Raw genomic sequence first — 11,993 nt, forward strand, 5'->3', positions numbered from 1 at the left:
GACCGGAGTGCTGAGGAACGAAGCACGCAGTGGAGAAATCTCATTCAGTTCATACTATGTCTCCTAAGAGATTTCTCCGCTGCGCAACTCCTGTCGTCGTTGCTTCGGTCGAAATGACAAAATACTCATAACCAGAAACAAAAACTCCGTTCAGCGTAGCGTCTCGCTATGCTGACATATTCAAGGCGTCCCCGCCTGCTTTTTATTTCCGATTGTGAGCCACGAGAATCCGCGCCAAATCCTTTTCAATCACACCCCTTTGTCATTTCGACCGTAGTGCTGAGGAACGAAGCACGGAGTGGAGAAATCTCTTTGAAACAGAGTCTTGTTTTTACTCAGATCACTGTTCTCAATGAGACTTTTCCGCTACACAGCTTCTGGGTGGTGGGTGAAAAACCCACCCCAACCCCGACCTTCAACATCAAGGTCGTGTGAAACCCGCGTTTGTCGGGGCCACCCCTCCGGTGGAGGGGATAAAGGCCTCCGTTTCAATTTTGGGATTTCTCCCCGAAGTATTTCGGGGCGCAGCTCCTGGCGTCGTTAATGCGGTCGAAATGACAAGAAGGCAGGTCGGTTTTCAGTTTCCAACACAGCCAGGTCTGTTGAAAGCGAGCTGGTTGATCGGTAACCAAAATCTACCATCACCTTACAGTATCTGCTTCCTCATCCTCAAGAAACTGTTTCGGAAATTGTGCCTGCATGGCATCGAAATAAAGATGGCCGTACTCTTCTTTCGTGATGCCCTGGGCAGTTGTTAAATGCATCGACTCCCACAAAACCGCAAACTTCAAATCAGACTCTTCAGCAACTATTAGTACAGGTTTTATCCAATCCTCATGCGGCACAATTCCTGTCCCCGGATCCATAACCGTATCTTTCACCTTCCATGGAATCAACAAATACCTATCAACATCCCTCGGCAGGCGATCCAGCACCTCCTTGCCGTTTACCTGTTCATGTTCTAAAATATCAAAGAGGTTTTTGCCTTCTTCCAGCTTGAAAGGGTTTTTACCACTTCTCATGGGGCGGTTTCTCAGTTGCTCAACGCTTTTAACAAGTTTCTCATCATTTCCGAAATGGGCGTGACAAAGCTCATTCAGCATTTCTCCGTTTTGATTGAACACCTGAATACCGGGGCGAGGCATTAATGCCATTCGTTTGCCCACTGGAAAAAGCGAAAAGAGCGTATCGCCACCCCGTGCTTGCAAGGCCTGATTGATATCTGATGGATTCTCGATTACAATAGATGTCGTTTTAAAGTCAGACCTGTAGAACACTCGTGTATCTTTTGGCTTACAACCTACTGTTGAAAGCAAAACTATCAAGGCAGTTAAAGTAATTGCATTCATCTTAGCACGTGTTTCAAAACATGAAGGAGAGCGAATCACATCCAAACCCCTGAAAAGAAATGGTTCCAGCCACAGAGAAAGACACCCACAAAAGCAATAAAACCGAAATGAAAACTGTTCTGGTCATGGTAAGTAATTAAAGTGCCACAATTTCTTTGATTTAAAGGTGCGTGAACCTATTTCAGGACTATGTATCCGTAGAAAACAGAAGAATCATCATAAATGCTGCAGAACCGAACATTCACTCAAAATAATCGAAAAGTTCTATGGTCTCCAGTAGGTAAACAGCGTCATCTCTATCAAAGTGAGACTTGTAGAGAAACTTAATGGTTTGAAACCCTTCTTCAGGAGTGAGCCAAAAGCCCCTCCATACAAAGAACCGATTGGATGGAACAGGATACACAACACTTTCACCATTCAACAAATCGGTACGAACAATAAACTGTGCTTTTTGATGCTGGCTTAAACCAGTATTGCTTTTGGTTGGGGTAATCCTGTGCTGATACAAACGGTAGATTTTATCGCCGCTAGCTGAAAGAAAAGCCTTTCCGTACTTCTCAAAACAATGGTGCCGCAACTTCCACAAGGCATAGCGCTCAGTCACTCTTTCTTCCGGCCCGGGAATAAATTCCTTGTGGTCGCTTAAATGCCGGGGTAAGTCATTTGCGATATTTTCTGCCGGATGCCTTACCGGATAACTATTCATTTCCAACGTCTCCATGTTCACCACATGCACTTTTTCGCTCCAGTTTTCACTGATGATCAAATTATTTCCGCTTTTCGACAAGGCTATTTCAGCTCCCCATGAGTCTTTATTGCGGTAAATATTATCGTAGGTAAAAGGCAGATGTCTCATTTCATTGGTCTTCAGGTTGAATGAAACAAGGCCGTTCATTTTGTTTGCAGAGTTGTCATCATCGGTCCACGAGGCTTGTAATCCGGTAACAACCAGATCAAGGTCCGAAAAATATTCAAAACCGTGCGTTTCCGGCAGCCAGGCAAAATCAGTAAATTTTGGCAAATCAATGATGCGCTCATTACCATCCTTGATTCGTACAAGTGCCTCGCCGTAAAAGATGACAACATCACTCAAACTTTCAACCGAAAAATCCCTGGCGTTCTCTACGTGAACGGGACAGTCTATTTTTGCGACATCACGTTTTTCTTCAACCAAATAGAACTTCAAGTCGTCTCCATCAGGATACACAATTAGAGTGCTATCCCTACGGTAAATAATTCTTTTTGAATCAAAAAAACTGAACCCAATAGAATCCAACAGCTCACTCTGTAGACTGGTATAGCGCAGATCGCCCATGGTTGTTCTGATAGTCTCACCATCCATGCGAATACACCCCGTTGATAGAGCCATACCGAGCAATCCCGCAAAGAGAAAGGGTTTCACGGTCATGAGTCCAGAAAAACGAAACCTGAAGTTCCTAACCGAAGACCAAAAGATAGTTGTGTTCTTCATGTTGTTAAAAAGCTGAATATAATAGTTTTTGCATTCACAAAACAACAGGCTCCTCATTATCAAGGGTAAGAAAAATGCGCCAAAGTCTCCGCTTGCTGACTCAAATTGCGTTAAGTTGGTTCAATTGAGTTTTTCACTCCCCCTATGACAACTACACAAAACTTCTCTCGAAGTAAGCTAAAAGATGCGCCGTTATGCATACTGTGAAATAAGTCATGAAGAAAGCATAGAATAATGCTCACTTCATGACCCATGTACATGCAATTACGCTACTTAAGCGGAAGCGTGCCATGCCGCTTTAAAATTTCAAGCAGTCGAGGTTCATTGATAGGAGCACGATTCTCCTTCATTGCATCGATTTCCTCCTCGCTATACAACTCTTCCAAATGTTGCATAAACTCAGAGGGGTTGGGTTTGCATTCTGTCGCCTCCCAACATCCACCATGATTACCCGCACATTGACTTCCACAACTTCCATCAGGAAGCGTGCAGACCATAGGACCATACTCACCCATGCCCAGACTCCTCTCAACAGGATGAGTTGTGTAATCATCTTCCGCAAGCTCAATAGAGTCATCTGCCTTGTTACACGAAAATAAAAGAAGCTGCAAGCTTAAAATCCACAAAATTTTTAGTGTTTTCATTCTTCAAACATTAAGAACCACCTACTCTATTCCGTTTTCGGCAGCCCGGGCTCACTCGTTTACAACCGGTTGATTTAATTGAGCCCTCCAAAGCAAAAAAAAAAAAAGAATCACAAATTTATTTTTATCCGAAACATACGCCCCATATGTTGATAACATGCTTTTTAAAGTGATTCAAACGGAGTGAATATGAAGCTAACTGTGCGTTTTACGCGTTTTCAACATTTCCCATTTTTTGTTGATATCTTTTGTCTTATTATTTCCCATTTACTCTTTTTAGATCATTATATATCTAGGTATTGTAACAGCCTAAGAACACCCATCCATTGATGACGGTGTAATATTTTGAACCAGACATTTGTGCGCGCTAACCGCAGAGCATAAAATCATACAGCTCGTACGCCTCTTCGTGCACAGGGTGGTTGTTTCAATTTGCATGGTCTCTCTTCCACCTGAGGCTATGGTTCCTCTAAAAGTGTTCAAATTCTAACTCTACATGCCACTCCCCTTCCACTTCAATAGACTTAGATACCACAAAAATGCCTGAATTGAATTCATCAATCTCACTCATTTCCAACTTATCCTTGTCGAAGTATAGAGTCAGTGAAGTGCTATCTGAGCGCATTGGATCAGTATTGGCGTCATCTTGAGAGTTTGTTGGAAGCTCACTCGTTGTATTCCAAAACCACCATCAATTCAACACAATACCCTCCGAGGTGAGCCATTCAGTCAACTCTTCAAAAGAATTACTGCGGAACTTCACTGTGTACTCGTCATCCAGCACGATATAACCGGGAATGCTCGCAACATTAAACGCCAGCCCCAGGACGCCGGAAACATCCACAAAGTTTTGCCACGGCAAAGAGCGTTTGTGATGGGATGCACTGGCTCTTGACTCCGCATCCCTAACAGCCACAGCTATAACTTCAACACCCCGCCCATACCATTCCGGGTAATGCTTTTTTAGCTCTTCCTGCTGCACGATACAAGGCCCACACCACGAAGCCCAAATGTCAATTACAAACCATTTCGGATTGCTCCTTGAGCGAAGCAAGACCAGGAAAGATTCTGAATCATCATCGTCCCCGAGAATTTCTGAGATATTCTTACCCTCTATCCCGGCTTTGTTGGCGCAAATGGCAGGCAGCAGAGAAATTGGCGCATGCACTGCAGCCGACCTGCAAATGTCCTCAGCCAATTTCTTGTCTTGAATTTGCGCCATTATCATGCTCAGAAACAAATAGACAAACTTGTTGGATGGGTCCTTTATCCATGTCGCGATGATATAGTCATTGGCTGAGTCCATTAACTGCCTGATTCGACGTTCGGTTTCCTCTGCTTCGCTTGCATCACTATTAGCCACTTTCCTGAGGCTTTTAGCCAAAGTCATGGACTCCGCGCGAAACGAATTCAATTGTGCATTAAAAGCATTGAACTCTTCTTGAAGCGAACTTCCCTCATAGGTAACAAAGCGGAAACCGGAGGATTCATCCCGCTGAAAGTTCAGTCGAATATTGCTACCATCTAGCAGAACCGGAAAACTCATTCCACTTTTATCGCAGTGGTTTATAACCGATACTGCCGAAACACTGAACTCTTCACGCCCATGACTATAGGTGAGTGAATGATCATCCAATAAACCGGAAAACAAGGTGTCCTGACCCGATTCCTTGTTAATCAACACCACGGTGAGCGAATCACATCCAAACCCCTGAAACGAAATGGTTCCAGCCATAGAGAAAGACACCCACAAAAGCAATAAAACCGAAATGAAAACTGTTCTGGTCATGGTAAGTAATTAAAGTGCCCCAATTTCTTTATTTCAAGCGAGATTGGGGCACTCATTGAACTTGGTCAAAAGATTGTTGGTTGCCCAATACTTATCAGAAAATCATTAATCTTAGTCTTGTTGTCTGATGATAGATTCTCAAGCGCAAATAACAAGTCATTATGCGCAATTTCAAGATTACGCCAATCTTTGTGGCTCACCAAATCAAGGTATGCAAACAACGAATTCTGCAGTTCTTGACCAACGCTAGAGGGCTGCAATCCCGTCCGAACAAATTCAGCTAAGTCCTGAACCAATTCAGCTTGATTTTCGTCGATAACAATATCACCCAAAGAGCTTTCGTCGTCATCGCGACAATCGCAGTTTGCGAAGCCAAACATACACCAGCACTCAGCCATATCATTTGAACATTCAACTGAACAAGCAGCAAACAGGCAGTCTGCTTGACATGATGACGCTCGAAAAGCACCATTATTCGCAGCCTCCGCGATCTGACTTTGAAATTCTGCATTATGGATTTCATCACTTTTTTCGCAGGATATAATGGCAATAGAAGCGAATAATGCTAATACTCGCAATACCCCAAAACTGTGGATAAACTTTGTTTTCATTTTAAAGAGTTTAAAACCACCTACTCTATTCCATTTTCGGCAACCCGGGCTCACTCGTTTACAACCGGTTGATTTGATTGAGCCCTCCAAAGCAAAAAAAAAAAAAAAGAATCACAAATTTATTTTTATCCGAGACATACGCACCATATGTTGATAACATGCTTTTTAAAGTGATTCAAACGGAGTGAATATGAAGCTAACTGTGCGTTTTACGCGTTTTCAACATTTCCCATTTTTTGTTGATATCTTTTGTCTTATTATTTCCCATTTACTCTTTTTAGATCATTATATATCTAGGTATTGTAACAGCCTAAGAACACCCATCCATTGATGACGGTGTAATATTTTGAACCAGACATTTGTGCGCGCTAACCGCAGAGCATAAAATCATACAGCTCGTACGCCTCTTCGTGCACAGGGTGGTTGTTTCAATTTGCATGGTCTCTCTTCCACCTGAGGCTATGGCTCCCCTCAAGGTGTAAAGAGAGCAAAAGCGCATGCGGATAAACCTCATCCCGAAACTTTTCCTCAAACATCGCTACCTTTGGCCACGCAATTCAACAAGACATGAGCAAAGCCACAACGTACAAGGAAACCCAGCGGCTCACCATCTGGTGGGTATGGCTTATTCTACTGCTGATCAACGCTTTTTCTGCATACGCACTGGTACAACAAATGGCCTTTGGCAATCCGGTGGGAAACAACCCCATGAGCAACACGGGCTTGATCATTTTTGCTGTACTTTTTCTTCTGCTCACTGTGGGCTTCTCGCAGATTACCTTGCGCACCCGGTTGAATGAGAAAGGCGTTCACGTGCAACTTTTTCCTTTTCACCTGAAATACCGAACCTTTGGGTGGGAAAAAATCACCTCTACGGAAGTGCGCCAATACAATCCCATCAAAGAATACGGTGGCTGGGGGTTACGCATGGGGCCGTCGGGAACGGCCTACAATATGAAGGGAAACCGAGGTCTGCAACTCGTTTTAAACAACGGCAAGCGCATTTTGATTGGCACGCAAAAACCGGAACAGATCAACGCCTTTCTGCAAAGCCGCTCAGGCAAAAGTACGGGGTCAGCGGGCTAGTCCTCGTAAAGCAGATAGGGTGTGCGTTGTCTGGCAAAAGCCTCGAGACCGTCCTTCCAGGTGGCGCGAATTTGCTCTTCTGTGTAACCCGCTTTTACCTGTTTAATCAGCTCATCGGTGCCGGCCAGTTTGTTGAAAAAACCACTCTCCAGAAAAAAGGCCTCCTTGTTTGGCGCATGCTCATACGTGGTGAGTAAAAAAGACAGGTTGAGCCGCTGTGGCGGCGTTTCCTCCCCGCGCAGATCCCAACCCACGCATTCCTTATTTTCGTGGGGAGGGTATTTGGACACCCCCGGAATAGAACGCGGTGTAAAACGATGTTCACCGGCCTTCAAACCGGGCATTCCGATTTGCTGAAATGGTGCGTCGGTGCCCCTGCCCACGCTCACCAGGGTGCCTTCGAACAATCCCAGCGACGGGTACAAATACACGCTTTGCATGTTGGGCAGGTTGGGCGACGGCGCCACGGGCAGCTCGTAGCGCACGGATCGCGCATAAGCCTCGCAGGGAACCACATCCAACGCGCATTTCACACCACCCTTCAGCCAGCCCTCACCGTTTATCATAAGCGCCAGTTCTGCCACCGTCATGCCGTGTACCAGCGGAATAGGATGCATTCCCACAAAAGAGCTGAATTTCGGGTTGAGTACCGGACCGTCTATGTAGTGCGCGTGCGGATTGGGCCTGTCGAGAACCAGCACTGAAACTCCCGATTCGCCGGCGGCCTCCATCACCAGGTGCAAGGTGCTGATGTAGGTATAAAAACGCACCCCTACATCCTGAATATCGAACACCACCACATCCAGATCAGACATCTGTTGTTGCGTAGGTTTTTTGTTTTTTCCGTAGAGCGACACCACCGGGATTCCCGTGCGGGCATCTACGCCGTGATCTACCCATTCGCCGTCGGCTGCATCGCCCCGAAATCCGTGCTCAGGCCCAAAAACCCGCACCAGATTGACCCCATGCGCCAGCAAGGTGTCTACCAAATGGACACCTGCTACCTGTGCCGTAGGATTGGCCACCACCCCTACCCGCCTTCCTGTGAGATGAGCCAGAACGCGCTCCATTTGCTCTGCTCCGGTGCGCAGCGGCTCATCCTGTGTAATTTGGATTTCGGGCGGTTCGGAAACAGGAGCCGGAACTTCCGCGCATCCGCAAATGGGCACGGTGAGCCAAAACCCGAGGCCAACACGGCAGATTATATTGCTAATTTTGCGCGACTTCAGCGGAAAGGAATTGAAGATAGAATCGTTCATAGCGGGTAGAATGCTCAAAGGTAGCGAAAGCGGTTCTAAAACCTTTTCGCGCCCCATTGTAAGTATTGCCATAGCAGGCATTGCGCTTGGGATGGCGGTGATGATTCTCTCGATGGCCATTGTAACCGGGTTCAAAACCGAGGTGCGCAACAAGGTAACGGGCTTTGGTGCTCATATACAGATTACGCCGCTTTCGATGAACAACAGCTACGAATCGGAGCGCATGCAACGGCAGGCACACCTCGTGCCGGAAATCAGCGCGCTTAGGGAGGTACGACACGTGCAAACCTACGCAACCAAGCCCGGAATTGTAGAAACCGAAACCGACATCCACGGGGTGATCGCCAAGGGTATCGGAACGGATTTCGACTGGCATTTTTTCCGCGACAAACTGGTACTGGGCAACTTGCCCGACATATCAGACACCGCCATTACGCAACAAGTATTGGTTTCTACCCACCTTGCCAACCTGTTAAAACTAGACACCAACCAGCGTATTACTGTGTATTTCCCGAATCAGGCCGGAAGTTTGAGCCCTCGCAGGTTTGTGATTTCGGGTATGTACGAAACCGGCCTCGCCGAATTTGACGCACAGTTTCTGTTCATGCACATCGGGCATTTGCAGCGCATCAATCGCTGGGGATTGGAAGCACAACTGCGGGTATCGGGCGATTGCGAAAACCAGCTCCTTATTGTTGAGGCCCTCGCATTTGGCGGCGACGGAGAGTACCGGTTTAACTGGGGCGATTCCGGTATGCGGGGTGCAGGTCCGCACGGCGTTTGCCTGGATCGCGACACCACGCTCAAAGTGGTGCTCACAGACCGCTCACTTACCCTGCCCGACTCTGCGTGGATTACCGTAAAGTACCCCCAAGACCACAGCGGCTGTATCTGCGACGCCGAACTGGCAAAGGTGCAAACCGGAGGCAGCAGCAACCATCACTACGTGGGCGGCTACGAAGTGGTGCTGCACGATTTTCGGCACATGCACAAAGCCAACAACGCTGTGTACGACATCCTGGACTACGACCTCAAAACCACACTTATTTCAGAGCGCATTCCGGAAATTTTCAACTGGCTGGAAATGATTGACATCAACCCCAAAATCATCATCACGCTCATGATTATTGTGGCAGTTATCAATATGTCGTCGGCCTTGTTGATTTTGATTCTTGAACGCGTAAACATGATCGGCATTCTCAAGGCTCTCGGCGCCACAGACTGGTCGGTGCGAAAGATTTTTCTCTACACCGCCGGATACCTTATAGGCTACGGTTTGCTTATTGGAAACGTGGTGGGTATAGGACTTTGCCTGGCACAAGATTACTGGGAACTGGTGTCGCTCGATCCGGCCAGCTACTACGTGTCCTCCGTGCCCATTTTGTTGAAATGGGAGCACGTACTGATGCTCAACATCGGCACGTTGGCCATTTGTTTGCTGGTGCTGATACTGCCTTCCTACCTGGTAACGCGCATTTCGCCGGTACGCGCCATACGCTTCAACTGATTTACGCGCAGCCAAAAAACCAATAAGCTCACAGGATGGTTACTTTTGCAACTGAAATCAAACCCGCATGAAAATCTACGACAACATTCTTGAAACCATCGGCAACACGCCCATGATTCGCATGAACCGCATTGCGCAGGATATTCCCGGCACCGTGTTGGCCAAGGTTGAGTATTTCAACCCGGGTCATTCGGTAAAAGACCGCATGGCGCTCAAAATGATTGAGGACGCTGAAAAAGCAGGTCATCTCAAACCCGGCGGAACCGTGATTGAATGCACCAGCGGAAACACGGGAATGGGGCTGGCGCTGGCCTGCATCGTAAAAGGCTACAAGCTGATTTGCACCCTGAGCGACAAGCAGAGCAAGGAGAAAATGGATATTCTGAGGGCCATGGGAGCGGAGGTGCACGTGTGCCCAACCAACGTACCGCCAGATCACCCTGAGTCATACTATTCGGTGGCATCCCGCCTGAACCGCGAGATTCCCAATTCTTTCTATCCCTACCAATACGATAATCTCAGCAACCGACAGGCCCATTACGAAACCACGGGTCCCGAAATCTGGGAGCAAACCGAAGGAAAAATCACCCATTTTGTGGTAGGAGTAGGAACCGGAGGAACCATCAGCGGAGTGGCAAAGTACCTCAAGGAGAAAAACCCCAATATCCAGATTTGGGGTATTGATACCTACGGCTCGGTTTTCAAGAAATACCACGAAACCGGCGAGTTTGACGAGAAAGAAATCTACAGCTATATCACTGAGGGAATTGGCGAAGACATCTTGCCAAAAAACGTGGATTTCAGCCTGATTGACCATTTTGAAAAAGTAACCGACAAGGTAGGCGCCCTCACCACGCGTGAGCTGGCGCGCAAGGAAGGACTTTTCCTGGGTTATAGCGCAGGGAGCGCCTTTGCCGGTGTTCGCCAACTGAAAGACCGCCTCAACGCCGACTCTGTGGTGGTGGTGCTGTTTCACGACCACGGATCGCGATACGTGGGCAAGGTGTACAACGACGACTGGATGCGCGACCGCGGTTTCCTCAGTGACCGAAATCGCCATGCTATTGACCTCGTAAACAACCATGTAGAGCAACCACTGGTCACTGTTGGTTCGGGCGAGTTGGTAGCGAACGCCATCCAGAAAATGCGTCAGTTTGATATTTCGCAGATTCCCGTGGTGGACGACGGCAAGTTTGTGGGCTGCCTTAACGACAACCGCTTGTTTCAGAAACTGGTTGAAAACCCCGAGGTGGGCAACATGCGCGCATCTGAAGTGATGGACGAAGCCCTTCCCGTGGTCACCGCCCAGTGCGAATTGACGGAGATTGCGGCCATGATTAACAAAGACGTTCACGGGGTGCTGGTGCAGATTGACGAGGATAAGCATCATATCATTACCCGCCACGACCTGATCGGGGCATTCTGTTGAGATGCTGCATGTAACCGACCAGATGGGGCGGAACATCACCCTACCCGCCAGACCACAACGCATTGTTTCACTGGTTCCCTCTATTACTGAGCTCCTTTTTGACTTAGGCCTCGGCAACGAGGTAGTGGGTGTGACTCGGTTTTGTGTGCATCCCGAGCAGGCAAGGCAAACTGCCCGAAACATGGGTGGCACCAAGAAAATTCATCACGACCGTATTGCCGCGCTTCAGCCCGACCTGATTATCGGCAGCAAAGAAGAAAATACCCCCGAAGACATTGAGCGCTTGTGGCATACCTACCCCGTATGGATGAGCGACGTGAAAACCATTTCGGAGGGTATTGCAATGATTGTACAAATCGGCGAGTTGTGCAGACGCCCTTCCGAAGCGCAGCACATGGCTCAGGAAATCGAAGCGGATTTCGACAAGCTGAAGTCTTCAATTGTCGGTCAGCCAAACATACGGGCGGCTTACCTCATCTGGCACAAGCCCATGATGGTGTGCGGTACAAACAACTTTATTGGCGATGTGATGCGCGCCATGGGGTTGCATAATGTGTTTGACGGGCATTTCGGCGGTAGGGATGGCACTCCGCGATATCCGGCCATCACCGCGGAAGAGTTGGCAGTGAGCAATGCCGATGTGGTGCTCCTTTCGTCGGAGCCCTTTCCTTTTAAGGATGAGCACATTCAACACTACCAGACCCTCTTGCCCCACAGCACTGTGACAAAGGTGGACGGCGAGCTGTTTTCATGGTACGGCTCAAGGATGGCAAAAATGCCGGGGTATTTGCGAGGGCTGCGCGGCAAACTGCAAGAGAGATTACCATAAGGAACCTGAATTTCTTCTT

The 11,993-nt window shown here is 47.7% G+C and carries 10 protein-coding genes; 4 read left to right on the forward strand and 6 right to left on the reverse strand.

Going from position 1 to position 11,993, the window contains the following annotated elements:
• Positions 1-641 precede the first annotated feature (641 nt).
• The 5 genes from EA392_09605 to EA392_09625 form a co-directional block, all read right to left on the reverse strand.
• Positions 642-1,145 (reverse strand): hypothetical protein, encoded by a 504-nt coding sequence (locus EA392_09605; protein TVR38476.1) that lies wholly within the window; start codon positions 1,143-1,145, stop codon positions 642-644.
• Between the two features lie 445 nt (positions 1,146-1,590).
• The gene (locus tag EA392_09610; GenBank protein TVR38477.1) at positions 1,591-2,877 is read right to left on the reverse strand and encodes a hypothetical protein; all 1,287 of its coding nucleotides are present in this window, start codon (positions 2,875-2,877) and stop codon (positions 1,591-1,593) included.
• 212 nt (positions 2,878-3,089) lie between these two features.
• A complete protein-coding gene (locus tag EA392_09615) occupies positions 3,090-3,464 on the reverse strand; it encodes a hypothetical protein (protein TVR38478.1) in 375 nt (124 codons plus the stop codon).
• 691 nt (positions 3,465-4,155) lie between these two features.
• Positions 4,156-5,253: a TlpA family protein disulfide reductase gene (locus EA392_09620; protein TVR38479.1), complete on the reverse strand. Its 1,098-nt coding sequence runs from the start codon at positions 5,251-5,253 to the stop codon at positions 4,156-4,158.
• A gap of 65 nt (positions 5,254-5,318) precedes the next feature.
• Positions 5,319-5,918, reverse strand: a complete 600-nt coding sequence (locus EA392_09625) for a hypothetical protein (GenBank protein TVR38480.1) — start codon at positions 5,916-5,918, stop codon at positions 5,319-5,321.
• 513 nt (positions 5,919-6,431) lie between these two features.
• Between EA392_09625 and EA392_09630 the strand changes: the two genes are divergently transcribed.
• Positions 6,432-6,950, forward strand: coding sequence for a hypothetical protein (locus tag EA392_09630; protein ID TVR38481.1), 519 nt, complete (start codon positions 6,432-6,434; stop codon positions 6,948-6,950).
• Here EA392_09630 and EA392_09635 read toward each other — a convergent pair.
• Complete coding sequence (locus tag EA392_09635) at positions 6,947-8,209, reverse strand: DUF1343 domain-containing protein (protein ID TVR38507.1); 1,263 nt, start codon at positions 8,207-8,209, stop codon at positions 6,947-6,949. The two genes, EA392_09630 and EA392_09635, sit on opposite strands and share 4 nt — an antisense overlap.
• On the opposite strand from EA392_09635, the gene EA392_09640 reads away from it, so the two are divergent.
• From EA392_09640 to EA392_09650, 3 genes are all read left to right on the forward strand, one after another.
• A complete protein-coding gene (locus tag EA392_09640) occupies positions 8,034-9,716 on the forward strand; it encodes an ABC transporter permease (protein ID TVR38482.1) in 1,683 nt (560 codons plus the stop codon). The genes EA392_09635 and EA392_09640 overlap by 176 nt on opposite strands.
• A 67-nt stretch (positions 9,717-9,783) precedes the next feature.
• Positions 9,784-11,145, forward strand: a complete 1,362-nt coding sequence (locus EA392_09645; GenBank protein TVR38483.1) for a pyridoxal-phosphate dependent enzyme — start codon at positions 9,784-9,786, stop codon at positions 11,143-11,145.
• A 1-nt stretch (position 11,146) separates the two neighbouring features.
• The gene (locus EA392_09650; protein TVR38484.1) at positions 11,147-11,974 is read left to right on the forward strand and encodes a cobalamin-binding protein; all 828 of its coding nucleotides are present in this window, start codon (positions 11,147-11,149) and stop codon (positions 11,972-11,974) included.
• Positions 11,975-11,993: the final 19 nt, after the last annotated feature.

The organism is Cryomorphaceae bacterium (genome assembly GCA_007695365.1).
Taxonomy (GTDB): domain Bacteria; phylum Bacteroidota; class Bacteroidia; order Flavobacteriales_D; family SKUL01; genus SKUL01.